The organism is Vibrio echinoideorum (assembly GCF_024347455.1).
GTDB lineage: Bacteria > Pseudomonadota > Gammaproteobacteria > Enterobacterales > Vibrionaceae > Vibrio > Vibrio echinoideorum.
Map to the genome: position 1 here is coordinate 1,645,028 of NZ_AP025484.1, position 26,302 is coordinate 1,671,329.

The 26,302-nt window shown below is 43.8% G+C and carries 23 protein-coding genes; 17 read left to right on the top strand and 6 right to left on the bottom strand.

The window, feature by feature from the left end:
* Positions 1-520 precede the first annotated feature (520 nt).
* Together OCV36_RS23310 and lamB are read right to left on the bottom strand one after the other, a co-directional pair.
* Entirely contained in the window at positions 521-1,351 is an 831-nt protein-coding gene (locus tag OCV36_RS23310; protein ID WP_135454358.1) for a MalM family protein, read from the bottom strand.
* Between the two features lie 162 nt (positions 1,352-1,513).
* Positions 1,514-2,737, bottom strand: coding sequence for a maltoporin LamB (gene lamB, locus OCV36_RS23315; protein WP_017072575.1), 1,224 nt, complete (start codon positions 2,735-2,737; stop codon positions 1,514-1,516).
* A gap of 434 nt (positions 2,738-3,171) precedes the next feature.
* On the opposite strand from lamB, the gene glgX reads away from it, so the two are divergent.
* The 3 genes from glgX (at position 3,172) to OCV36_RS23330 (ending at position 7,983) form a co-directional block, all read left to right on the top strand.
* Positions 3,172-5,145, top strand: coding sequence for a glycogen debranching protein GlgX (glgX, locus tag OCV36_RS23320; protein WP_135454355.1), 1,974 nt, complete (start codon positions 3,172-3,174; stop codon positions 5,143-5,145).
* 230 nt (positions 5,146-5,375) lie between these two features.
* Positions 5,376-7,118, top strand: a complete 1,743-nt coding sequence (locus OCV36_RS23325; RefSeq protein WP_135454353.1) for a sensor domain-containing diguanylate cyclase — start codon at positions 5,376-5,378, stop codon at positions 7,116-7,118.
* Between the two features lie 142 nt (positions 7,119-7,260).
* Complete coding sequence (locus OCV36_RS23330; RefSeq protein WP_135454351.1) at positions 7,261-7,983, top strand: tRNA (adenine(22)-N(1))-methyltransferase; 723 nt, start codon at positions 7,261-7,263, stop codon at positions 7,981-7,983.
* 153 nt (positions 7,984-8,136) lie between these two features.
* Here the strand turns inward: OCV36_RS23330 and OCV36_RS23335 are convergent, their stop codons facing one another.
* Positions 8,137-9,081: an acyltransferase gene (locus OCV36_RS23335; protein ID WP_135454349.1), complete on the bottom strand. Its 945-nt coding sequence runs from the start codon at positions 9,079-9,081 to the stop codon at positions 8,137-8,139.
* Positions 9,082-9,436: 355 nt separating this feature from the next.
* Between OCV36_RS23335 and OCV36_RS23340 the strand changes: the two genes are divergently transcribed.
* The 3 genes from OCV36_RS23340 to OCV36_RS23350 all read left to right on the top strand — a co-directional run bounded on the left by OCV36_RS23340 (position 9,437) and on the right by OCV36_RS23350 (position 11,875).
* A complete protein-coding gene (locus OCV36_RS23340) occupies positions 9,437-10,246 on the top strand; it encodes a ferredoxin--NADP reductase (protein WP_135454347.1) in 810 nt (269 codons plus the stop codon).
* A gap of 79 nt (positions 10,247-10,325) precedes the next feature.
* Positions 10,326-10,658 (top strand): DUF1971 domain-containing protein, encoded by a 333-nt coding sequence (locus OCV36_RS23345; protein ID WP_135454345.1) that lies wholly within the window; start codon positions 10,326-10,328, stop codon positions 10,656-10,658.
* A gap of 221 nt (positions 10,659-10,879) precedes the next feature.
* On the top strand, positions 10,880-11,875 hold the full coding sequence (locus OCV36_RS23350) for a 2-hydroxyacid dehydrogenase (RefSeq protein WP_135454343.1): 996 nt from the start codon (positions 10,880-10,882) through the stop codon (positions 11,873-11,875).
* Positions 11,876-11,997: 122 nt separating this feature from the next.
* Here OCV36_RS23350 and OCV36_RS23355 read toward each other — a convergent pair whose 3' ends face one another.
* The 3 genes from OCV36_RS23355 to OCV36_RS23365 form a co-directional block, all read right to left on the bottom strand.
* Entirely contained in the window at positions 11,998-12,870 is an 873-nt protein-coding gene (locus OCV36_RS23355; RefSeq protein ID WP_135454341.1) for a patatin-like phospholipase family protein, read from the bottom strand.
* 242 nt (positions 12,871-13,112) lie between these two features.
* Entirely contained in the window at positions 13,113-14,564 is a 1,452-nt protein-coding gene (locus tag OCV36_RS23360) for a catalase (RefSeq protein ID WP_102339972.1), read from the bottom strand.
* A 287-nt stretch (positions 14,565-14,851) separates the two neighbouring features.
* Positions 14,852-16,054: a glycerate kinase gene (locus OCV36_RS23365; RefSeq protein WP_135454340.1), complete on the bottom strand. Its 1,203-nt coding sequence runs from the start codon at positions 16,052-16,054 to the stop codon at positions 14,852-14,854.
* Positions 16,055-16,475: 421 nt separating this feature from the next.
* On the opposite strand from OCV36_RS23365, the gene yiaK reads away from it, so the two are divergent.
* From yiaK to OCV36_RS23420, 11 genes are all read left to right on the top strand, one after another.
* Positions 16,476-17,477 carry a 3-dehydro-L-gulonate 2-dehydrogenase gene (gene yiaK / locus OCV36_RS23370; protein ID WP_017072586.1) on the top strand — a complete coding sequence of 334 codons (1,002 nt, stop codon included), beginning with the start codon at positions 16,476-16,478 and terminating at the stop codon, positions 17,475-17,477.
* A gap of 24 nt (positions 17,478-17,501) precedes the next feature.
* Positions 17,502-17,990 (top strand): TRAP transporter small permease, encoded by a 489-nt coding sequence (locus OCV36_RS23375; RefSeq protein WP_135454338.1) that lies wholly within the window; start codon positions 17,502-17,504, stop codon positions 17,988-17,990.
* A complete protein-coding gene (locus OCV36_RS23380) occupies positions 17,990-19,270 on the top strand; it encodes a TRAP transporter large permease subunit (RefSeq protein WP_017072587.1) in 1,281 nt (426 codons plus the stop codon). Before OCV36_RS23375 ends, OCV36_RS23380 begins: the two co-directional genes overlap by 1 nt.
* A gap of 21 nt (positions 19,271-19,291) precedes the next feature.
* Entirely contained in the window at positions 19,292-20,266 is a 975-nt protein-coding gene (locus tag OCV36_RS23385) for a DctP family TRAP transporter solute-binding subunit (RefSeq protein WP_017072588.1), read from the top strand.
* Between the two features lie 96 nt (positions 20,267-20,362).
* Entirely contained in the window at positions 20,363-21,073 is a 711-nt protein-coding gene (locus OCV36_RS23390) for an L-ribulose-5-phosphate 4-epimerase (RefSeq protein WP_135454336.1), read from the top strand.
* A gap of 10 nt (positions 21,074-21,083) precedes the next feature.
* Complete coding sequence (locus OCV36_RS23395) at positions 21,084-21,917, top strand: Cof-type HAD-IIB family hydrolase (RefSeq protein ID WP_135454334.1); 834 nt, start codon at positions 21,084-21,086, stop codon at positions 21,915-21,917.
* Positions 21,918-21,965: 48 nt separating this feature from the next.
* Positions 21,966-22,454, top strand: coding sequence for a YhcH/YjgK/YiaL family protein (locus OCV36_RS23400; protein WP_017072591.1), 489 nt, complete (start codon positions 21,966-21,968; stop codon positions 22,452-22,454).
* The gene (locus tag OCV36_RS23405; protein ID WP_135454333.1) at positions 22,454-23,947 is read left to right on the top strand and encodes an FGGY-family carbohydrate kinase; all 1,494 of its coding nucleotides are present in this window, start codon (positions 22,454-22,456) and stop codon (positions 23,945-23,947) included. The genes OCV36_RS23400 and OCV36_RS23405 overlap by 1 nt, the downstream gene beginning before the upstream one ends.
* Positions 23,948-24,023: 76 nt before the next feature.
* Complete coding sequence (locus OCV36_RS23410; RefSeq protein WP_102551129.1) at positions 24,024-24,647, top strand: 3-keto-L-gulonate-6-phosphate decarboxylase UlaD; 624 nt, start codon at positions 24,024-24,026, stop codon at positions 24,645-24,647.
* Between the two features lie 7 nt (positions 24,648-24,654).
* Entirely contained in the window at positions 24,655-25,413 is a 759-nt protein-coding gene (locus tag OCV36_RS23415) for an IclR family transcriptional regulator (protein WP_017072594.1), read from the top strand.
* A 9-nt stretch (positions 25,414-25,422) separates the two neighbouring features.
* A complete protein-coding gene (locus OCV36_RS23420) occupies positions 25,423-26,292 on the top strand; it encodes an L-ribulose-5-phosphate 3-epimerase (protein WP_017072595.1) in 870 nt (289 codons plus the stop codon).
* Positions 26,293-26,302 lie beyond the last annotated feature (10 nt).

The window sequence follows — 26,302 nt, forward strand, 5'->3', positions numbered from 1 at the left end:
ACCAGCGAAAGCTAGCCTTTGGGAGACGTCAGTCTCCCTTTTTTTGTGCTCAATAAACTCCAACCCAAATGCACCACACCATTACCTTTGCCTCCCATCGATTAATGCTCTTCACTAAAACGATGTACAAACTGTATTAGTTCTTAGTTCTTAGTTCTTAGTTCTTAGTAGAAAGGATAACGACTTCGTGTGAACTGTTAGTTTAATCGAGGGGAAATGCCATAAATCTAATTTAAGGTCAGTAAATGGAGTGGCTACTAGTCCATAGAATTCGCATGCAGTATTAAGTTTTTCGAGAAGAGTAAAAGAGGTGAGAGTGTTTTTATTAAATCAAAGCTATAAATAGCCGATATCTTCCACTTACATTGGATATTTATAATTATGCGTAAGTCAGTGGTTATTTCATAATTAGGTATTGAGTGAATATAAACACTTCACTTCCATTTATCACAAGCAATAAAAAAGGCCCCCAACTGGGAGCCCTTCTTTTCATATCATTCAGTTTTTACAAACCGTTTGATTACTTTTTATTGACGGCTTTTACAAAAACTTCTTGCGCGCCTTCAATACCTAATGCTTTTGCTTCATCTAATAAGCTAAGAGCTTTAGGAATATTGTCTTCACTTACTGCTGTTTGAATTGCATTATGGTAGTAGGTTTGCGTCTCTGGTTGAATCGTATCGATCTTAGCAGCAGCGGCTGGTTTAGCGTTAGACTCACTGCTTGATGAACCAAACGAGAAGAAGCTCGCTCTATCGATAGTCACTTCTATTTTGCCGACATTACCGTTTGGTACAGGAATATCTTTCGCTTCAGGCATGTAATTACCACGCCCTTCTGCATCCAAACGTGCTGGATGGATGACGTCAGTAAAACCACCAAGATCAGCCTGATCGGTATATACGATCAAATAAACAGATTCTGCCGTTGTTGGCGGATAGAAATCATGCTCAGTTACCAGTCTATTTCCCAAATGCAATCTAGGTTTCTGGTATTCAAAGTCTTCTTTTCCGTAAGACTCGAGTTCTTTGCCGTTTTTGTCATAGATTACAGCTCGAGGAACAAAAGCAGTATCACCGATCATGCTTGTGATTTTTATTGAATACTCACCACGGTCCGCAGGTAACTCAATAGCTGCAACGCGACTGTTGATATCTTGATAATTAAATACTTGGCTATCAGTCGTAATGTCAAAAATAGCAGAACTAGGTAGCTTCATTTTTGCAAATTGAAGTCCAGAGACAGAGTTGACTTGTTCTGCTTGAGCAACCTGTACTTGCTCCATCACTTCAGCTGATTGACAGCCAGCAAGAGCAACACAACCACTTAACATCAGAGCGCGAAAATACATAGTTCTTCCTTATTTTTATTTTTTTAAGAAATTTACTTAGTTAATTACCATAAAGAAAATAATTAACCTAGGAAACCTTTTTACTAATCGTACATTCCTTAAAAAAATAGCCGACGCAAGCCGGCTATGAATTAGGACAGTTTGGAATTTTTAGCTAGTGGCTTACCACCAAGCTTCAGCTTGGATACCGAACACGTATTCAGTATCGTCACCATTAAATGCATCTTTGTTTTCAGTATCTAGGATGTAAGAACCGTAAACACGGATTTCAGGACGAGCCCAGAAGCTGTCACCCATAGCCCAAGCTTGAGCTACTGTGAATTTAGCGTTACCGAAGTCTTCTGTAGCTAAACCACCGTCAGAAATCTTCTCACCAGCGTTGTAACCAGCTTCAAAGATTGTACGCATAGTGTCGTTCCATTTGTACATTGGACGAACTACAGCTGAGTACTGGTCGATATCAAAAGTTTTGTTTGTGTAGTTACCATCTTTGTCAGCACCACCGATATCGCTACCCGCTAGGTAAGCTAGTTGGTGACCCATTTCCCAAGATTCGCCAAGGTTCATTACACCCCAGTTAATTAGACGGAAACCAGATGCTTCGTTGAATGCTTCAGTACCACGAGCGTAGTACGAACCTGAACCCCAGAAGTTTGCAGCTTGTACGCCGTAACCATTAGTACCGTACTGAAGTACAGTTTGGTGGAAGCCGTTGCTCGTTCCTTGGTGTAAAATTGCAGAAGCTAGTAGACCATCGTCAGCAGATTCGCTTGCGTCATTTGAATCAGTTGCGAAGTTATACGCTAGTGCAAATTCTAGAGACGCATCTTGCCAAAGGCCAATGTTCGCTAGACGAGCATCAAAGATGTAACCTGTTGAATCATCAGTGTCACCATCTTGAATCAATGCAACAGAAAGCTTTTGGTCACCAATAGAGATGTTTTCAACACCACCACCAGTACCTGATGTATTTAGGTAGTAGAAGTCAGTGATGTGGATGTCTTTACGTTGGTAGTATGTTTTACCAGCCCAAAGAGTCGCTTCTTGGTCAAAAGATAAAACGCCTTTCGCTTTAACAGCAAACTGAGCAACGTTAAAGTCAGAATCTTCCCAACCATTTGCGCCTGGAGCACCAGAAGCAATCATCGACTCAACGCGCCAAGTTTGCTCACCAGTTTTCAGTTCTTCAGCCAAACCAAACTCAGAGTAGTTGTCGTTCTCGTTACCTAAACGGCCAATACCGTTTTTGTTAACTGATACATCACCATTACCGTTACCACTGATACCAGTACCAGCACGCATGTAGCCATTAAAGTCAACAGCGAACGCAGAGCCAGCAGCTAGCGTTGTCGCCACTGCAGCAGCAATCAAACTTACTTTTTTCATTCTTAACTCCATTAAGGACGATTTATTTTAGGTTTTTATATTTTTGCTCTCTTGCGGCAACCAAAGGCAGTAATGGTAGTCGTAAGATAGAGAGGTTTAGGGTTTCCCCTGATTCGTTTCAACGGGGTCAATATTAAGAGGGGATGACAAGTTTGACTTCCTCCACCCTAAACTTAATTAAGGGGGACGAGAGGGGAGTAGAAAATAAACAGAACGGTGTTTTAAAGAGGTAGATCACTTAATCTAGGAGGAGTAGACAGCACTCAGATCTAATTATTCACCATAAGTGCGATCTAGTTCAAATATATAATTTGAACTTCATCGGTAAATTATTTTTTTAACAATAATTATTCTGTGAAGTTGCTTGACCTTATTGTGACAAAGCTTTTTACTAATAGTTCACTGATGTCGATAAACGAACAAGAAATCAAGCAATGACTAGAACGCTCGCTCGCCCTTATCCGCTAGGCGCAACGCTAGGTAACACTGGCTGTAACTTCTCTATTTATTCTCCTGACTGTAAATCCTTATCTCTCGCTCTTTTTGATGAGAACGATGAATTCACCACCTATACGTTAGAAGATGAATACGCAGATATCAGATATGTGTTCATAGAAGGTATTAAAGCGGGGCAAAAATACGGTTTCATCACGGAAACGGATGATGGCTCTATTCTACTTTCAGATCCATATGCCAAAGCAATCAGCGAACCGCTTGATTACGTCACGCCTTATACCAATGAAAAAAGCTTTGCGATGGCGAAATGTGTTGTTGTGGATGACACCTTCGATTGGCAAGATGTAGAAAAGCCACGCATTGGCCGTGAAGATACTGTTCTTTTTGAAACCCATGTAAAAGGCCTATCTCAACTTCATCCAGAAATAGCGACCAACACTAAAGGTCGTTATTTGGGATTAGTTAGCCCTGAAATGCTTACTTTCTACAAACAGCAAAACATCAACTCTCTTCAACTTTTGCCCATTGCTGCGTGTATGCATGAACCACACCTACTAGACATGGGTAAAGTGAACTACTGGGGGTACAACCCATACTTGTTCATGGTGCCTGATCCACGCTATGCAGAAAAAGATGCCGTTACCGAGCTCAAAACTGCGATTCGTGAACTGCACCGCAATGGCATAGAGGTCATTCTAGACGTCGTTTATAACCACACAGCAGAAGGCGGTGAAGGCGGTACAACCTTCAACCTAAAAGCACTCGATAGCCGTTACTATATTAAACATGGTTGTCATTACGCCAACTTCACAGGTTGTGGCAACACTGTCGACTTAACACACCAATCAGCCTTGAACTTAGTCATGGATACGCTCCGTTACTGGGTAAGTGAATTCCAAGTCGACGGCTTTCGTTTTGATTTGGCTGCAACATTGGGGCGCGAAGGTGACAATTACAACCCTGAGGCTTCATTCTTCAAAGCCGTTGCTCAAGATCCAGTGCTCAAAGAGACCAAGTTAATTGCAGAACCGTGGGATATAGGCCCTAACGGTTACCAGGTGGGCAACTTCCCACTGGGTTGGAATGAATGTAACGACAAACTACGCGATATCACACGTAGCTTCTGGCGCGGTGATCAAGGCTATCTAAAAGAGTTTGCGACTCGTTTGATGGGCTCTCGCGATATCTACAGTGCAGCTCACTGGCCATACAAACTTACCGTGAACTACATTACTTACCATGATGGCTTCACCATGCAAGATCTTGTGTCTTACAAGAATAAGCACAATGAAGAGAATGGCGAAAACAACCGAGATGGGCACGGTGATAACCGCTCAGATAACTACGGTGTTGAGGGAGAAACCGAAAACCTGTTAGTCGTTGCTACTCGTGAAAAGCAGAAGCGTAACTTTATGGCAAGCCTGCTGTTTGCATTTGGTATCCCACATATTCTGACAGCCGATGTTTTGTCTCATACTCAAAAGGGTAACAACAACGCCTACTGTCAAGACGGTGTAACCAGCTGGATTAACTGGGAAGATTCAGAACGTAAGACTTATTTCAAGACTTGGTTGTCTGAAATGATCTCCGCACGTCAGCAATACATGGTGCCTTTTATTAAGGCGTTCAGTGGAGAAAAGCGCAACTCTAATCGCATCTTCTGGAGCCGTGTCGATGGCACACTCATGGAACATGATGATTGGAACCGTTTAAGCTCTGTTGCGCTGCACTTAGGTATTGGTAAAGATGGTGATGAATTGATTTATCTGATAAACCAAACCAACGCACCCGCTCGCTTCTCATTACCGACTGATCGTGACCAAAACTGGGTAACTATCTGTGATACCAACCTGCGAAATGTAAAACCAGGTCATGCTGAAGGGGAGATGTTGTTATCACCGACTTCAATGGCAATTTTGCATTATGCGCCAGAAAAGGCTAAGTCAGCCTAATAAAACACCAAAATCAATAAGAGCCAGTTATGTTTATAGCTGGCTTTTTTGTTAGCTGAATATCACAGAAATCATTCTTTTATATGGATTCATTTGCATTGATGTGATGGATGAAACTGTTTAGTATTGCCATACTATAAAAATGAATCTATAACGTCTTGGATATCATGGCTTTACCTAAAATACTTATTCGGCTTTTCAAACCATACATACTCTTATTAACCGGAGGAATGCTCTATCTAGCAGTAGCCCAATTAGAGAAAGTAGAAACAACAGCAACCCACCAATCATCGTCAAATATTCGAATTGCTAGCTCAACAATTCGTTCAAACATCGAAGCCGTGTTCGGCAAGCTTTACTTCCTAGAGACCAGCTTGGGCTCATCTAAGAATTCCAGTTTTGATGACAAAAAATTTCGTGAACTCAGCGATAACATCCTAAAAAGAACACCAAAATTCTCTGATATCATCCGATATCAGCCTCAATCTCATAACTATATTTCCACCCGAGGCCTTCCCCTTTCGAACGAACAAATCGCCTCAATACAGTGGCACTCAATAGACAACGTCGTTGAGGATTTCTACATATCTTCCGTTTATCAAAAACCTGATGGGCGTTGGGTGTTTGCGGTTAAACACACAGCAGAAAGATTGAATGAAGAAATATGGATTGAGTTTGACCTATTGCATACCACGCAAGGCCTAAGAGATCTTAAAACACTCAACAATGGTTACGTTTTTGTTGTCGATCGAGCAACTGAAAGGTTGGTCTTCCACCCTGACCCGAAACGTATTGGCTCCAAATCCATTAGTTATCATGCAGGCATCAGCAAGCAACTCTCCGAAGGTGAAACTGGCGGCCTGCACGAATACTATTATCAAGATAACTTTAAGATATCGGTTTTCGACGCTGACAACAGTTTAAACTGGGTTTTCATCGCTGGGACTGATCGCCACGATATATTAACCAGTTCACATCAATTCACGTTAACGGGCGTGGTGCTGGGCTCATTGCTTCTATTGTGGATTGGGGCAAACTATCTGGCTTACCGCTTAAACGTGTTGTTATCACGACTCAATAAAGTCGATGACCTCGCCAGCTTTAAGCGAGAATTAAAATCAATATTGGATAGCTTTACGTATCATAAAGGCATTCAGTTTTGCCTCTATCAACCAGAAAGCCATTCGTTTAGTACCATTGATTATCACGGGAACAAATCAACGGTACATTGCGATAAAGCCCTTGCGGAGCGCTTTCCACCGGACACCATGGTTTATCGAAACGGGAAATACGCCGATCCGTTGGCATGCAAACTAAAAATCCATCAACGTCATTACTGCATACCATTGCACTCTCGCAAACAGTTAATTGCGGTTCTCTATGTGAATGCAAGTTTGCCGATCAGCCAGAGCATTCTGCGCATGATCAGAGATTACACCGAAGTCTCTTTATCTAACTTGCTGCTTCATCGCCAATTGAGCAGCAAAGACCTGATGACGCAGCTAGATAACAAAAGTTGTTTCAATATCGCTCTGGAAAACTACGCAAGTGAGCCAGAGACCTATGTTGCTTTGCTTGATATCGATAACTTTGACCACGTAAACCGCGCCTACGGTGAAGCGATTGGCGATAAGATGATAAAACTCACCGCAGAAACCATACGTTCCTACTTCCCTAAACCGAAAGGTCTGTGCCTTGCTCGAATTGGTGGGAAAGAGTTCGCAATCTTATTCAAAGCGAATGATGCTAAGGATGCCAAATTCCAGTTGGATCAATGTCGAGTGAGGATTGCAGAGAAGACGATTACTACGCCAAACATCACGCTATCGTTAAGTGTCAGTGTCGGGTTCTCACAATTAGAAGGCGAAAGAGATTCAGCGTTAGCTCTGGCGGAACAGGCCAAACTTATCGCCCAACAGCTCGGAAGGAATAGAGTGGAAGGTCATATAAGAGCAGTCGCGAAAGCATCTTAAATAGCCTTTGAGTCACGCCTTTTCTTAAGCAACGAATTCTCAAGCACCTAGGGGTTAATTTCTAGGTGCTTTTGTTTTTATAGAAAGTCATTACAATGCGCCTTCACCACAAAAACATCCCATTTATAACGACACCAACTTTATGAAGCTAAGTAACCGACTGCAAACACTCCATTCTCTTGTCAGCAATGATTACCAACACATTTGGGATTGTTGCTGTGATCATGGCTTCTTGGGTATTCAACTGTTGTCGGATCACAAAGCACCTCAGATTCACTTTGTCGATATTGTCCCTTCGTTGATGAACGAACTTGAAGGCAAGCTAAGGCGTTACTTTCCTCAAGATAACAACGTTGAGCAACATGAGCAGAGTCAGTGGAAAGTCTATTGCTTAGATGTCGCAGCCATCCCACTGGATAAGCACGCGGGCCGACATCTCGTTATTATTGCGGGTGTAGGAGGCGACCTAACTCAAAAGTTAGTCGATGATATTCATCGTCAACATCCAGACAAAGCGATCGATTTCTTACTGTGCCCAGTACATCAACAGTTCGAACTGAGAAGCCATTTAAAATCACTCAAATTTGGCCTTATCAATGAAGTGTTGATTGAAGAGAACCGTCGTTACTACGAGATTCTATTGGTTAGAAACAATCGACATGAAAACGAAACAAGCTCGTTGCTGACTGAGGTTTCAAATGTTGGCGATAAGATCTGGACTCCGAGCTGTGAACAACAGAAACAAGTATCACTGCAATACAAAGCTAAAACATTGCAGCACTACTTGCGCATTCATCAAGGACAAGAGAAGCAAGGTAAGGCTAGCGAAGTAAAGCACATCATTGATGCTTACCAAGCAATTTAGCACTCACTGATGCTTCATCTAACTTTGCCTGTAAAGCGACCAGATTATAGTGAGCACTAACTTCACGATTTAGAATCACAAAGAATATTCAATAAAAAAGCCGCTAGTTCATTGAACTAACGGCTTTTTTGATGCTATCGATTTGGTTTGATGTTACCGCTCTTGTGTTTTATGAACCGCATCAGGCTTATCAATCGTTTCAACCTCATAGAGCGTATCAACCCCATATACCGTATCAAGATAGTCGTCTTTCTCTTTCCAGGTGTTATTCAACCAACTGTGGAAACGACGCTTAAACGCTTTGTCTTCAAAGTAGTTACCGTTGACGTTTTCGTCCATCGGATGCAATTTAATACGCACGACCACCTTCTTCATTTTACCTTTCAGCATGTCTTCAAACGGAGAGCTTTTGTTTTCAGGGTAAGCCAAAGTGACATCCACGATACCATCCAAGATTGGGCCCATTGCCGATAAGGCAAACGCCACACCGCCAGTTTTCGGCTTCAGTAGGTGTCGATATGGTGTTTTCGCTGTCGCCAGTTTGTCGAGGTTTGCACGCGTTCCTTCGACAAAATTCACCAGTGTTGTCGGTGCTAGTTTGAATTTAGTACACGCTTTGTTGATTGCATCAAAGTCATCATTGCGACGCTCAGGGTTACGAATCAAAAACTCACGTGAGTGACGTCTCATGAAAGGCATATCCAAGCCCCAACATGCCAGGCCGACAAAAGGAACGTACAGCAATTCATGCTTTAGGAAAAACTTGGTCATTGGCATCTTGTCTTTCAAGACTGACGATAAAATCACAATATCCGCCCAGCTCAGGTGATTAGACATCATCAAGTACCACTGCTTGGTCGAGATGTCCTCCCCTCCTTCGACTTGCCATTCGATATCATTATTAACATTCAGCATCCAAAGATTGAGCGAAGCCCAACACCAAAATGTGAAGTTAGCGAGACGAGTACATGACTTCTGCACAACAGAGATTGGAAGAATCAGTTTGATGAGGCCAAAGAAGCTTACGGTAAACGCAGTCATTGCAGTATTAATGGTCACGAACAACACATTCAAGACCATACGAAGATTATCAAGCATAAAACACGGCTATATTGAGATCGAAAGCCGCCATTATACTCATCTGTAAATTATTCTCTTCAGTTATTAGTTGCATCGTTCAAGGGTCAAACCACTCATTGAGATTGATCAAGCTCAATTCAAAATTAGCCATAGCAAAGCCACCAAGACCCAACTTTTAAATAAGAACCCAAAAGACTACAAATAGTCATTAAGACTCAACTATAAGTGTGTATTTTTGACTCTATTAAAAGTAATTCCTCTCAATAATTCAGTATTGATAAGCATTCTCATTATTGGCATGGTACATGCACTCCAAAAAGTAAGATAGTTGAGTATCCTTAATGAGATAACTTCTCTACATAAAGGTGATGATATGACAGATATTCCTCATGGTTTGGTAACAGGAAAAGTAACACACAAGACAGAGTGGACCGATCAATTGTTCTCGCTTCAAGTCAGTGCACCAGTCTCACCCTACCAAGCGGGTCAATTCACAAAGTTGGGTTTACTCAACAGTGAAGATGAGTTTGTTCGACGCGTTTATTCAATGGTGAATGCGCCAGAACACACAAAAGGTCATCAGCATTTAGAGTTTTTGATTGTTAAGGATCAAAACGGCCAGCTCTCTCCTCAACTTCATGAGTTGAAGGTCGGCGATGACATATTTGTCGGCAAAGACCCTAGTGGATTTATGACATTAGATGAGATCCCTGAGATCGCAGACGATCTATGGATGCTATCGACAGGAACCGCGGTTGGTCCGTTTATATCTATGCTCGAAAGTATGCAAATACAACAGCAGAAAGACACAGATGCGGGGTCAGAAAAAGCAACTCAGTTCAACAATCTTGTGCTGGTTCACGCAGTAAGAACAGAACAAGACCTGACTTATCGAGATCGTATCACTCAGCTTGTCCATCAATTCCAAGGGAAACTAAAGTATGTGCCAATTATTTCTAGAGAATCAATCACCGGAACATTGCGCGGACGAATCCCAAGCTTGTTACTTGGAGGCGACCTCGAGCGAGCCTCGTCTATCACTATCAACCAAAGACATAGTTTCTTCTATCTTTGCGGTAATCCCCAAATGGTTCGAGACACGAGCGAAGCACTAACATCGTTGGGATTACAAAAACACTTACGCAAGAAGCCAGGTCAATTTAGTAGCGAAAACTACTGGTAATAAAGTTAACAAGTATTGAGGGGCAATAGTGCACTTGATACGTCCATTACATAAAATATGAAAGTCTGAGAGGTTTTATATGAGTCATTTACGCATTCCTTCACATTGGAAGATTCAACGTTCAACACCATTCTTCACTAAAGACAACGTGCCTGCCGCGTTAATCAGTCACCACAACACCGCTGAGGGTGTATTCGGTCAATTATGTGTTATGGAAGGTACAGTTACCTACCACGGTTTTGCAGACGCAGATGCGACAGAACCAGAAGTCACCGTTGTCATCAATGCCGGGCAATTTGCGACAAGCCCTCCGCAATATTGGCACCGTATTGAACTTAGTGACGATGCTCAATTCAATATTAACTTCTGGTCAGAAAAAGAGGCCAAGAAAATGTTTAATACTCGAAAGTAAGATCGATTCAATATGAATGAACTTATGAGCTAGCTACTTCGTAATGCGATTTTCAATGTTTAAAAAACGAAGAACAAGCCCAATTAACCATAATAATTACAATGGCTAATGGTGATAGACAAGACAAAAAAACTCTAGCACACTGAACAGAGTTATTAGTTTGAACCCGGTTTTAGATAATAAAATTTTGGGTCTTCACATTTTAGGTAAGAGAGGAAGCTATGCTCAACATTGCTTTTTTTAGCTCAAAGTCATACGACGAAAAATCATTCGAACTTGCAAAAGGCGAACTCAACGCTGAGTTTCATTTTCACGATTTTCGACTCACTACAACAACAGCAAAAATGGCGCACGACAACGAAGTCGTTTGTGCGTTTGTAAACGATGACCTATCGCGAGATGTGTTAGAGATTCTAGCAAAAGGCGGCACTAAACTGATTGCGATGCGTTGTGCAGGTTTTGATAAAGTCGACCTAGACGCAGCCAAAGAGTTTGGTCTGCAAGTCGTCCGTGTCCCTGCTTATTCTCCAGAATCAGTAGCTGAGCACACAGTCGGTATGATGATGTGCTTGAACCGTAAACTACACAAAGCGTACCAACGTACTCGTGACGCAAACTTCTCTCTTGAGGGCTTGGTGGGCTTTAACTTCCACGGTAAAACTGTCGGTGTAATTGGTTCAGGAAAAATTGGCTTAGCGACCATGCGTATTCTGAAAGGTTTAGGCATGAACATCTTGTGCTACGACCCGTACCCGAACCCATTGGCAAAAGAACTGGGCGCTACATACGTAGAACTCGACGAGCTTTACCAAGAGTCAGACGTGATTTCTCTGCACTGCCCAATGAGCAAAGAGAACTATCACCTGTTGGATGCAACGGCATTTGGCAAAATGAAAGATGGCGTAATGATCGTCAACACCAGCCGTGGTGAACTGCTTGATTCAACTGCAGCCATTGAAGCGCTGAAGCAAAGCAAGATTGGCGCGCTTGGCCTTGATGTTTACGACAACGAGAAAGAACTGTTCTTCCAAGACAAATCTAACGATGTGATTGTGGACGATGTATTCCGTCGCCTATCCGCTTGTCACAACGTGTTGTTCACAGGTCACCAAGCCTTCTTAACTAAAGATGCTCTGTTCAACATTGCTAATACAACGCTAACCAGCGTCGATGCCTTCTTTACAGGCAACACCAGCGGCAATGAACTCGTCGAATAACAAGCTAGATTAATTACAGTTTGGGATTACTTTAATCGCAGACTGCTTTCTAAAATATAAAGCCACGCAAGTTCTTGATGAACAGCGTGGCTTTTTGGGTTATGCCAATATCGAAAGCAGAGCTAGATGCAGAAATGGCAATCCTCGATGTCTAATCCATAGGTACCTTTTCTAATAGCCAGATGTTCTGCACCTGCCTTCACGCCCATATAATAGCCTGCGGCCAGAACAGTTTGATCCATGGTTAATCGCTTAACCGCGAACGCTTCAGGTGGCGCAATCACCTTGATGGTCGCATCTTTTGGTGGATTACGAATGAACTCCAAAGATTGGTTGTAGTTTTCAGCGCGCACTGCCATTGATTCTGCAATGTGAGGGAATTTCTTTAATAGTTTTTTCAACATCCATTGGTGCTTTTGAGGCTTCATTCGGTAACTCAAAGGATGAGAAAGAATCACCGTAATGTCTCGTGCGCCGCGACGATAGGCTTCACGAACCGGAATTGAATCGGCTACACCACCATCGGTATAACAACCACCAGAGAAGCACGGCGTTTCGCGGTAAGCAATAGGTAAAGCGGTGGTCGCTTCCACCACGTTAGAAAGGTTTTCTGGCTTGATATGATAGTAGTCTGCACTGCCCGTATCGACATTTGTTACAGCAGCAATGAGTGGGATACTTGAAAACAGTTCACCACAATCTAGGGGATAACGTTGATTTGATTCATCCCACAACCACTTAACGTCCACCAAGTTACCCCCTTTGGCAAAGCGAGCAGGGTTAAAAAACGTCTTGTCAGTCGCCATCGTGGTAATCACATGATAGCTGCGTTTAGGCGCTTGAGATAAGTAACCAACAAGGTTCGACACGCCCGCAGAAACGCCAATAGCAAAATCATAAGGACGGAAATCGTCTTGCATAAAGGCGTCCAACACTCCGGCTGCGAAGATGCCTCTCATTGCCCCACCTTCAACAATTAATGCGCTTTTACTCATCTCAAACTCTATTACTTTATAAACTGATAGCCGTAGGATAATCCCGTCCATCTTATAAAGATAATGGGATATGTTTATCAATTCGATAGGTAAAAACTATCAGTAGAAATGGTGCTGAACTTCAGGGAATTCGCACTACTCACATGGATCGCGAATAGAGGCCAACTAATACTCGCATGATCAAAAAAGCCCGCTGAGTGATTCACTCAACGGCCTTTCAACTATTTAAACGAGTTTATTGATTACGACTTAAATTCGCTCACGTCGATTTCAAGCAGTTTACCAATGCCTTCACCGTATGCAGGGTCGGCTTTGTAACAGTGTCTTAGGTGACGCAGTTGAATCTCTTTTGGTACGCCGCCTAGGTTACGAGCAGTGTTATCAAACAGAATCGCTTGCTTCTCTGGTGTCATTAAACGGAACAAGTCACCCGGTTGTGAGAAGTAATCTTCATCTTCGCGGTGATCCCAGTGTGCCGCAGCACCATCGAGGTTCAATGCTGGTTCTGCGAAATCTGGTTGCTCTGCCCATTGACCTTCGTTGTTTGGCTCATAACCTAATGTGCTACCAAAGTTACCATCAACACGCATCGCACCATCACGGTGGTAGCTGTGTACTGGGCAACGAGGTGCGTTCACTGGGATATGCTGATGATTAACACCCAAACGGTAACGCTGCGCATCACCATAAGCAAACAAACGACCTTGCAGCATCTTGTCTGGTGAGAAGCTGATACCCGGAACCACGTTGGCAGGATTGAATGCCGACTGCTCAACTTCAGCGAAGAAGTTTTGTGGGTTACGGTTCAATTCAAACTCACCCACTTCAATTAATGGGTAATCCGCATGAGGCCAGATCTTAGTCAGATCGAACGGGTTATAAGACACTTTCGCTGCATCCGCTTCTGGCATCACTTGCACTTTCAACGTCCATTTAGGGAAGTCTTGGTTGTCGATACTGTCTAACAAGTCGCGTTGGTGGCTTTCGCGATCATTACCGATTAATTGTCCGGCTTCTGCATCAGACAGGTTTTTAATACCTTGCTGAGATTTGAAGTGGAATTTCACCCAGAAACGCTCGTTGTCTGCGTTAATAAAACTGAACGTGTGGCTACCAAAACCATGCATGTGACGGTAAGTCGCAGGGATACCACGGTCACTCATCACGATAGTGATTTGGTGTAGAGCTTCCGGCAAAGAAGTCCAGAAATCCCAGTTGTTCTTCGCGCTGCGCATATTGGTGCGAGGGTCACGCTTAACCGCGTGGTTTAAGTCTGGGAACTTAAGAGGATCACGAAGGAAGAATACTGGCGTGTTGTTACCCACCATATCCCAGTTGCCTTCTTCAGTATAAAACTTCAATGCAAAGCCGCGGATATCACGCTCAGCATCAGCGGCACCACGCTCACCCGCAACTGTCGTAAAACGTGCAAACAGGTCTGTTTTTTTACCTATTTCAGAAAACAGTTTTGCCTTGGTGTATTTGGTGATGTCATGCGTAACAGTAAACGTACCGTAAGCGCCTGAACCTTTCGCGTGCATACGACGCTCTGGAATGACTTCGCGGTCAAAGTGCGCCATCTTTTCTAAAAACCAAACATCTTGAAGAAGTTGAGGACCACGTTTACCCGCAGTTTGAACATTCTGGTTATGAGCAACAGGACAACCCGCAGCTGTAGTTAGTTTTTTACTCATCATCAATTCCTTATTACCATTTAGGTACAGCATCTTTGCTGCACCTTCACTTCTGTATGGTGGTTATTCATCACACAAAACCACGCAGCAATTAAGGATATAGAATAAGCCTGACTCAAAGTAAAATATAATCGTTTGTAATTATCGTTATCATGGATAAAACCTATCAAGTTAATGATCTAAATCATAATCATTTAATATTGATAAGAATATTTACAATATAATAATCATAAACTTACAACACGCAGCAAACCAAAACTAGGCGCAGCCTACCTCGTAGAAGCCCACTATTTTTGAGATATTTTGTGACCTAACCGTAAAGTCGCTGCGATATTTCTTGCCGTTCTTGTTAAGTTAAGCTCCGCCTCTTGTAATACTTTTTCTAAAGTTTGTGGCGATCTTACAGTCCCAAACAAGCTGCTCATTTCGCCGTAAAGCGCTTCTACTTCGGTGCCTAAAGATCCGGCAATTCCTATGGTTGGAATGCCCTGTAAGCTCGCACGTTTGGCAATGCCATAAGGTGTTTTTCCTTGCAGAGTTTGATTGTCCATCTGCCCTTCACCGGTAATCACAAGGTCGGCACCTTTCAACACATCATCGGCTTGCAAAACGTCCAGTACCATCTCGATACCGGGTTTAATTTGCATGTTGAATAGCAAACCAAGTCCCATCGGCGAGCCACCAGCCGCACCATAACCCATACGCTTTTGAACGGATTCACCGCCGTCTACACAACCTTGCGTTTCTGCGACTTGAGCAAAATTCGCAAGCGCCTTATCAAGCATTAAGACTTGTTCAGGTGTCGCTCCTTTTTGCGGACCAAATATATGGCTAGCACCGTTTTCACCACACAAAGGATTATCAACATCGCATGCCACAATCAACTCGACATCTGCGTAGCGCGAATCCAAACCTGTAAGATCTATTGATGCTAATTCTGCAAGTGCAGCACCACCTCGGCCAAGCTCTTGTCCAGTACTATCTTGCCCTTTGCCATCTTGCCCTTTACTAACTAACAAGCCTCCACCTAACGCTTGAACAATACCTGCACCACCATCGTTGGTCGCACTGCCACCCAATCCTAAAATAATGCTCTCAGCACCTTGTTCAATGGCTTCTAAGATCAATTGCCCTGTACCAAATGAAGAAGCTATTAACGGGTTACGCTGTTCTGATTTAAGTAAATCCAAACCAGAGGCAGCGGCGATCTCAATTAAAGCCGTTTTCTTAGGATTCTGATCCGACGGTTCTAGCATTGCCCATTCTGCATTGACTGGTTGCCCTAACGGCCCTTCGACTTGGCTATGTCGCTTTTCACCAACAAGCCCTTGGAGCAATACATCCACAGTCCCTTCACCGCCATCGGCCAAAGGCAATGTTACGTATTCAGCGTCTGGGGAAATTTCACGAAAGCCCTTTTCGATACACGCTGCCACCGATAAGGCAGATAAAGACTCTTTGAAGGAGTCTGGTGCAATAACAATTTTCATAGTGTCGTTCCGTTGAGAGTTGTAGATGAACTTAAAACAGAGAAATCCCATCAAATAGTATAAAACGCCCTCTACCAGAACAGCCCAAAACAACCATTTGTTGTGACGCTTCTTTAGTTTCGACGACGGTAAAAGTGTGATCAGTAAAGTTACTGTTCACTAATCCCTCCGATTTTTGCAAAGTTGGGTCGAAACAATGTCCAATTTGCCACGCATATTTAATTGAAACCCAATATAGGTCACATCAATTGTTCCACATTGCGGAATCTTTGAATCTTTTTGTTTCACTTTTTAACCAGTTAACAGTTATTAGAGAAAAACTTAATAAGGAATTATTTCATAACTTTGCTCACAGTATTTTTTCGGAATAATCACAATAATTGATTCCGTATTATGGAATTCAATTTATCGGAGAACACAGATGCCTTTAGTATCAACAGAAAAACTACAACAAGAATACGAGCGAATTCTTTTAGCTCGCGACATGAAACCAGAGATGGCAACCAAGCTTGCGGCTGGATTCGTAGAGATGGCAAATGAAGGCACTTACTCACACGGCATCAACCGATTCCCTGTATTTATTGACCAAGTAGACAAAGGTCAAATCAAACTAAATGCAGAGCCAGAATGCGTAAACAGCATGGGTGCTTTAGAGCAATGGGATTGCAACTACGGCCCCGGTGTTCTTAACGGACTTATCTGTGCAGAACGAGCAATGGAACTAGCACGCGATTACGGCATTGGCATGGTCGGCATGCGTAACTCTAACCACTGGATGCGTGGTGGTGCTTATGTACTAAAAATGGCGCGCGAAGGTTTCGCAGGTATCGCTTCAACCAACTCAATTGCGGTAATGCCAGCATGGGGTGGTAAAGATCACCGTATTGGTTCAAACCCTCTCATCATGGCGGTTGCGGGCGATCCGCCAGTCGTTGTGGACTGCTCAATGAGCCAGTTTTCTTACGGCCAGCTACAAAACTTCGTGCTTGCTGACAAAGAACTGCCCGTTGTCGGAGGTTTTGACAACGAAGGTGAACTCACCAAAGACCCGCATGTACTTTGGGAAAATAAACGCCTACTTCCAATGGGTTTTTGGAAAGGTTCATCAATGGCAATCGTACTCGACATGATGCTAACGGCGATTACTGGTGGCCACTCAGTACCAGCACTAACAGAAGATATGGGTGGCGAGTTTGGTGTCTCTCAATTCCTTATCGCTATCGACTTAAGCAAGACCATGGATCAAAGCACTTACGCACAAGAGATGAAGCGCATCCGCGATTACGTACTTGAGTCAGAGCCTGCAGAAACGGGTTCAGTGATGATTGCCGGTTCTGAAATTGAAAACTTCATCAAGAAACACGAAGCAGCTGGCGGCATTGAAATTAACGATGGAATTTGGGAACAAATTACGTCTCTGTAATTAGCCAAAGGTAGGGAAAGCTTTATGCAAAGTGTATTAAGGAGTATTTGGAAAAGTATCGATGTCATCATGGCGGTCATTCTGACCTGCATGGTTGCGCTCGTATTTACTAACGTAGTTTTACGTTATGGCTTTTCTTCTGGTCTTCGTCCCTCTGTAGAACTATCTCGCCTTGGTCTTGTATGGGTTGTCATGCTCGGTGCTGCCGTTGTGCTGCGCCGAGGTGAACACCTCGCGGTTGCGGAATTTTCTGAACGACTTTTCCCAAAAGCAGTACCCGTATTAAGACGCATCTGCTGGGTAATAGTACTGATTTCTGTAGGCATGCTTTACGTCGGGTCATACCGTCAAATGATGTCTAACTGGTCAGATATTTCTCAGCTTACAGGGCTTCCTTCAGCATTGTTTTACTTAGCCGGTGTGGTGTCAGGTTTGTTAATGGGCGTGATTGCCTTTATGCGAATCTTCAAGCCCGACTGGCAGCTAGATAGCTTAGATGAGGAGAAAGAATAATGACGTTAGCCATTTTCTTATCGGTATTGATTGTCTCAATCTTACTTGGTCTTCCTGTTGCATTTGCACTGTTACTGTCTTCAATGGCGCTGATGCTTCACATGGACTTCTTTAGTGCAGACATTCTTGCGCAGTCTTTAATTAATGGTGTCGACAGCTTCACTCTGCTTGCCATTCCATTCTTCCTCATTGCGGGTGAAGTCATGGCATCGGGTGGTTTGTCACAGCGTATTGTTCGCCTAGCAACCACTTACGTAGGACACCGTCAAGGTGGCTTGGGTTACGTTGCTATCATGACTTCGGTACTGCTTGCTGGTCTTTCTGGTTCAGCTGTAGCAGATGCAGCAGCCTTGGTCAGTATTCTTTACCCAATGATGAAAGCAGCGAAATACCCAGAAGCACCCTCAATGGGCTTACTTGCTTCAGGCGGTATCATCGCACCCGTCATTCCACCTTCAATCCCTCTGATCCTTGTCGGTGTTGCTGGCGGTATCTCGATCAAAAACCTATTCCTAGGCGGCATCGTTCCGGGGCTGTTAATGGGTATGACATTGATGTTTGTATGGCGCTGGACAGTTCGCAAAGAGAACCTAGCAACATCAGAAAAAGCGACAAAAGCAGAAAAACGCGCAGCACTTAGAGAAGGTGTATGGGCCTTGATGCTGCCAGTCATCATCATTGTGGGTATTCGCTTCGGCATCTTTACACCAACAGAAGCCGCAGTAGTCGCCGCCACTTACGCAATCTTCATCTCTACGTTTGTGTACAAAGAGCTCTCGATTAAAAAGTTCTACCACATCGTACTGAACGCAGGTCGCTCGACCGCAATGGTTATGTTCTTGGTGGGTTGTGCAATGGTTGCAGCGTGGCTAATTACTGTTGCTCAGCTTCCTCAACAACTCGCAGAAATGTTAGGTCCACTGGTGGATAGCCCACGCCTATTAATGGCAGTAATTATGTTGCTCGTACTTTGTGTCGGCATGGTTATGGACTTGAGCCCAACGATTCTAATCCTTGTACCCCTTTTAATGCCTGTCATCAAGATGGCTGGAATTGACCCAACGTACTTCGGCCTACTGTTCGTTATTAACTGTTCAATTGGCTTGATTACGCCTCCTGTAGGCACCGTACTAAACGTAGTGTGTGGTGTAGCGAGAGTACCAATGTCGACCGCAGTGAAAGGTGTATTGCCCTTCATCGCAGCTTACATGGCTCTGCTCACACTGTTTGTCATCTTCCCAGGCATCATCACTGTGCCAATGTCGTTTGTCATTGGTTAATCCTCGACGGAGAAAATAATAATGAAAACCCTACTAAAACTCACTCTAATCGCATCCACAATCGCTATGAGCGCTAACGCTTTTGCCGCTACGACTCTAAAACTGGCGCACGCTGCACCAGAGTCAGACTTGCAACAAGACCTATCTTTGTTCTTTAAGAAGGAAGTTGAAGCTCGTTCAAACGGCGAAATCAAAGTAAACATCTACCCACAAGGTCAATTGGGCAGTGATAAGCAAATGATCGATGGTTCACGCGCTGGCATCGTTGATTTAGCGATGGTTGGCTTGAACAACTACAACGGCCTAATGCCTGAATCAGCAGCCTTCACTCTGCCGTTCATGTTCCCAGATCGTCAAACAGCATACAAAGTACTGGATGGCGAGCCGGGTAAAGAAGTGTTAGCGAACTTTGAAAAATTCGGTCTTAAAGGTCTTGGTTTCCCTGAAAATGGTTACCGCAACATGACCAACAACGAAAAACCTATTCGTGTTCCTTCAGATGTTGAAGGCCTACAAATGCGTGTGAATGGCTCGAAAGCGCTAAACGACATGTTCAATGAGCTCGGTGCTAACCCGCAGCAACTTCCAGTATCTGAACTTTATACTGCACTTGAAACAGGCGTTGTTGACTCTCAAGACCACCCAATTTCTGTAACGCTGTCTTTCAAGTTTGATGAAGTACAAAAATACCTAAGCCTTACACAACACGCTTACTCGCCACTGGTTCTTACTATGAACCTACGTAAGTTCGACAAGCTAACGGATGAAGAGCAAAAGATTATCGAAGAAGTCTCTGCTGAAGCAGTTGCAATGCAACGTGAGCTAAGCATCCAGAAAGAAGACAAGATGATTGCTCAACTAGAAGCGAACGGTATGCAAGTTAACCGTGACGTTGATGGCGCTGCTTTCCAACAAGCTATCCAACCGGTTTGGAGCGCTTACATCGAGAAAAATGGCGACGTGATGATCAACAAGATCAAGCTAGCAGCCAAGTAACGCAATTGAGTGCGATTGCCTAGTCCTCTTTTTTAGCGAGGGAATTTAGCTAGGCAATCCGCTCGTCATTAACTCAATACAACATGGGCAAACACAATGTCTCAAGAACAACAAACATACCAAGAATTAAAAGAACGCGTGTTCGCAGCAAACTTGCAACTTCCTAAATATGGCTTAGTGACTTTCACTTGGGGCAATGTCTCTGAAATCGATCGCGAACGTGGCGTGATTGCAATCAAACCGTCAGGTGTTGAATACGATGTAATGACGGCAGATGACATCGTTGTTCTCGATTTAGAAGGCAATCGCATTGAAGGCAAGCTGAACCCTTCAAGCGACACGGCTACGCACGTTGAACTTTACAAAGCCTTCCCAACCATTGGCGGCATTGTTCACACACACTCTCGCAACGCCACCATTTGGGCACAAGCCGGCCGAGACATTCCAGCGCTTGGAACTACACACGCCGATTACTTCTACGGTGATGTACCTTGCACTCGCCTACTAACAAAATCTGAGATCGAGTCTGACTACGAGAAAAACACTGGCTTAGTGATCATCGAAGAATTCGAGCAACGCGATATCGACCCACAGGCAATGCCAGGTGTCATCATCGCAGGACACGCACCATTTACATGGGGAAAGGATGGTTCAGACGCTGTACACAATGCTGTCGTAATGGAAGAGATTGCAGCCATGGCAACAGCCACTCGCGCCATCAGTCCAGAAGCAGCCATTCAACCAGAGCTACTCGATAAGCATTACAACCGTAAACACGGTAAGAATTCATACTACGGACAGAAGTAAGGCCTCGCACATGCACAAGTCATCACCGCATAAGCTACTGGCTCTCGATCTCGATGGCACGGTGCTCAACTCGCAGCACACGATTAGCCAAGAGTTAGTCGAGACGATCAAACAAGTCGCTCAACACACTCATGTGGTTATCGTTACGGGTCGCCATCATGTCGCGGCAAAACCTTATTACGATCAGCTTGGTTTATCGACTCCAATAATTTGTTGCAATGGCACTTACATCTTTGATTACCAGAACGATACGGTCATTCAAGAAAACGCCATCGACAAAGAAATTGCGGCTGAGTTTATCACCCTATCTCAAGCTCATGATCTGAAGATGGTGATGTATGTACGTGATGCAATGCTCTACTCGAGAGCACGTCCTATTGAATACATGGAAGCGCTACTGACGTGGTCTCAAACCTTTCCAGAAAGCCAGCGACCAAACATTCAAAAGGTCGACGATTTCCAACATGAAGCACAAATTTCAGAGTATGTGTGGAAGTTTGTCGTTGAAGGTGAAGTAAACACATTCGCAGAGATTCCTTTTGTGAAAGAGAACTTCAATGGCGAGCGATCTTGGATTGATCGTGTCGATTTCGCAGCAACAGGCAATAGCAAAGGTAATGCTTTAACCCGCTACATTGAGCCGCTCGGTATCAGCCTAGAGCAGTGTGTCGCGATTGGTGATAACCACAATGACATTTCGATGCTTAAAGCAGCAGGGCTTGGCATCGCAATGCAAAACGCAGATGACACCGTAAAAAGCTCAGCCAACCTGATCACGCCTAAAAACAATGATGATAAGACAGGGTTAGCGACGCTTTTACAAGACCTATTTTGTGCCCATTAATTTAAAGCATCGGCTTTATTAAGCTGTTTATATTTAAAGAGAATTTTTATGTTAGTCGGAAATACTCAACCTACGCAGATCAGCAAGTCGTACCCTGTCGTTATTCAAAACGTGCTTGAGTACTTGAACAGCCTCGACCAAGAAAAACTCGCATTAGGTCGCCATGAGCTTCCTGGCTTTGATTCAAAACAAGCATGGTTTGTTGTATTGGAATACGACAAAGAACCTTTAGGAAACTTCCAACCTGAAGTCCATAAATACCATTCTGATCTACAGATCATTCTGGAAGGTTCTGAAGTAATGGCATGGGCTATGGACACTGGTGAACACAGCAACGCACACCCTTATAACCAAGAACGTGACCTTCAGTTTTACGAATATCCAGGAATTGAACTCAGCTTCATTCATGCCAAACGCAATCAATTTTATTTGTTCACGCCAAATATCGTGCATATCACCAATATTGAAAATGATGACAGCCAGCCCGTTAGAAAACTGGTGGTGAAGATTCACAACGATTTACTGGAAGCCAAATAATGAATTACTACATTGGAATTGATTCTGGCGGCACTTTTATGAAAGCCGCATTGTTTGACGCAAAAGGCGAGCAACAAGGTCTTGCCCGTGTATCTGCAAGTGTCATTAATGAAAAGCAAGGCTGGGTAGAACGCGATCTCGACGCTCTGTGGGGAAACGCGGTTGACGTTATTACACAACTTTTAGAGGCCACAAAAGTAGAACCAACCTCTATCAAAGGCTTGAGTATTTCAGCCCAAGGCAAAGGCGTTTACCTTCTTGATAAAAAAGGACAAAACCTTGGCCACGGCATTATGTCGTCAGACTCTCGCTCACTGCCTATCGTTAAAGAGTGGCTAGAGCAAGGCAAAGCACAAGAGATCTATCCAACCACACTGCAAACGCTTTGGACAGGTCACCCTGTATCGATTATTCGCTGGATCAAAGAAAACGATGCCGAACGATACAACAACATTGGCGCAGTGATGATGTCTCACGACTACCTTCGCTATCGCTTAACGGGCGAAGTGGCTGCAGAGCTCACCAATATTTCAGAGAGTAACTTTTTCAACTCCATTACGGGTGAGTATGACAGAGCACTTCTGGAAACCTTTGGTATCGAAGAAATTTGGGACGCGCTACCACCCGTTGTAAAACCTCAACAGCAAGCAGGGAAAATCACTGCGGCCGTTGCTAATGAAACCGGTCTAGCAATAGGTACACCTGTGTTCGGCGGTTTGTTTGATGTGGTGTCTACCGCGATATGTTCTGGAATCAACTCTTCAGAAGATACCCTGAATTACGTAATGGGAACATGGGCGGTAACATCTGGCATATCAAAGGAAGTCACGCAAGAGAGCCACAACTTTGTTTACGGCCATTACGCCGTCGATAACGAGTACATTATTCATGAGGCGAGCCCGACTTCAGCGGGTAACTATGAATGGTTTGCTGACTACCTTGGTGAAAGTGGCCAGCTTAACCACCAGCAAAATCAAGCCTTAGTGGAAGCATTAGACCCAGCATCAAGCAGTGTCTACTTCGTACCATTCCTTTACGGCTCTAACCAAGGACTCGGCCTAAAATCAGGCTTCTATGGTCTGCAATCACACCATACCAAAGGCCACCTAATTCAAGCGATTTGGGAAGGCATTTTATTCTGTCACAACATTCACCTTGAACGTATGCGTCAACGCTTTCCAAAAGCCAACATACTGAAAGTGACAGGCGGACCAGCATCTAGCCCTGTATGGATGCAAATGCTGGCGGACCTTACCGGAATGACCGTTGAAATATCAGACGTTGATGAAACGGGCTCATTAGGTGCTGCAATGATGGCAATGGTCGGCGCAGGTGAGTTCGCTTCATTAGAAGAATGTACTCAAACCATCACTAATTCTGCGTCACATGTCGAACCGAATCCTGAACACTACGACACTTACCAAAAGAAATATAAGCACTATCAAAGACTGGTGCAGTTGTTTAAACAATTTGAGGATGAAATGGATGCCTAGCACCGTATTAAAACCATCTAAATCTTTATTAGAATCATCTAAGCCCCTGTTCAAATCACCGAAGCCGTTGCTACAAATGGCACTTGATGCGACAGACATCGACACAGCATTAGCCTCAATTGAGCATGTTGCCGATAAGTTAGACGTAATTGAAATTGGAACTATTTTAGCCTTCGCTCATGGCGTAGACAGCGTAAGAATCCTACGAGAAAAATACCCAAATCACATCATTGTGTGTGACATGAAAATCACCGATGCCAGCGCTATTTTAACGCGTCTGGCGATGGATGCTGGTGCTAACTGGGTCACCGTCAGTGCGGCAGCACACATCGAAACTATCCGTTCAGCGAAAAAAGTAACCGATGAATTAGGCGGTGAAGTGCAAATTGAGCTGTACGGACACTGGACAATGGAAGATGCGCAAGCTTGGTTCGACATGGGCATTAAACAAGCAATTTATCACCGTTCTCGTGATGCGGAACTTGCTGGTGTGAGCTGGACCGAAGAAGATTTACATAAAATGCAGAATTTATCGGATATTGGAATTGAACTATCCATCACTGGTGGTATTGTTCCTGACGATCTGCATTTGTTTAAGAATCTGTCTGCAAAGTCATTTATTGCTGGCCGAGCGTTAGCCGGTAGCAATGGACGTGACATCGCAGAAAACTTCCATACTGAAATAGGTAAACACTGGTAGCACATATATGAGTGAGCAAATTAAATCGTTGTCTAAAGCACTGACCGTATTGGAATTCCTTGGGAATTATCCTAATGGCGTTTCGCTACAAAAAGTGTCTGAAGGGACTGGCTTCAACAAGTCATCTGTCCACCGTATTTTAGCAACGTTTGAAGCCTCTGGTTATGTTGCTCAAATGTGTTCAGGTAAAGAATATCGCTTAACAATGAAGTTGGTTCAGCTTGGACACGCTGCTATCAACTCTGATGTCACTGGCACCGTTAAGCCATACCTATCTGAGCTACTCGACGATGTGAATGAAACGGTTAACTTCCTCTCTTTTGATGCTGACAACATCATTTTTAAAGACAAGTTTGAACCCGTTAATTCTTCCTTTAGAACTCGAACCTACGTAGGGCTGCATTCTCCAATGTACTGCTCAGCGGCAGGAAAATGTTACTTAGCATTTAGCTCTGAGAGCGTTCGAGAAACCTATTGGAAACGCAATGTCAGCACGATGAAGCCGTTAACTGAAAACACGATTCTCGACAAGTCTCAGTTTTTTGGTGTTCTCGATAAAATTAAGAGTCGTGGTTATGCGCTCGATGATGAAGAGAACGAAGCGGGTATTTCTTGTGTTGCTGTCCCTATTTTTGACAAGAACAATTCTCCTGTATACGCGGTTAGTGTCTCTTCACTTACGCCAAAAATGAAAGCTCTCGGCTACGAAGAGATCGCTAGCAGAATTCAAGACATAACAACGCGTATAGAACAACAACTCTTTTAAGGAAAAAGAATGTTTGATTCTAAAAACAAATTCAGATTAGGTATTTACGAAAAAGCGATGCCAACCACCCTTACATGGGAAGAGCGTTTGATTCACGCCAAAGAAGCTGGCTTCGACTTTGTAGAAATTTCAGTGGATGAAACCGATGAGCGCCGCGCTCGTTTAGATTGGTCAGACGAAGAAATTTATGAGCTTCGCCGTCTATGTGAAAAGCACCAAATGCCTTTCCAATCCATGTGCCTAAGCGCACACCGTAAGTTTCCGTTTGGCTCAATGGATGATGCTATTCGTACTGAATCGCTGATCATCATGGAAAAAGCGATTTCATTAGCTTACAAGCTTGGTATTCGCTGTATTCAAATGGCGGGCTACGATGTGTACTACGAGCCGCAATCGGCTGAAACACACGCTCGCTTCATTGAAGGTATGCAGCAAGCCACCAAAATGGCAGAACGCGCAGGCATCATGTTGGGTGTTGAGATTATGGATACTCCGTACCTGAACTCACTGAGCAAGTTTGAAGTGTTAAAGCGAGAGATCCCATCGCCTTACTTCATGGCTTACCCAGATGTCGGCAATATTTCTGGTTGGAATTACGACGTGTGTACAGAGCTTAAGCTGAGCCGTGATCACCTAGTGCAAGTTCACCTAAAAGACACGCTACGAGTTTCAGAAACCTGCAAAGGTCAGTTCCGAGATCTTGTTATCGGCGAAGGCCAAGTCGACTTCCCTGCAATTTTCAAAACACTGGCTGAAATTGATTACAGCGCACCATTAGTGATTGAAATGTGGGCACAAAACGACAACTGGTTAGACGATATCAAACAAGCAAAAGCAACATTAAAATCTATCGCTAACCAATCTGGCTTTGAACTGTAAGGGAACCACC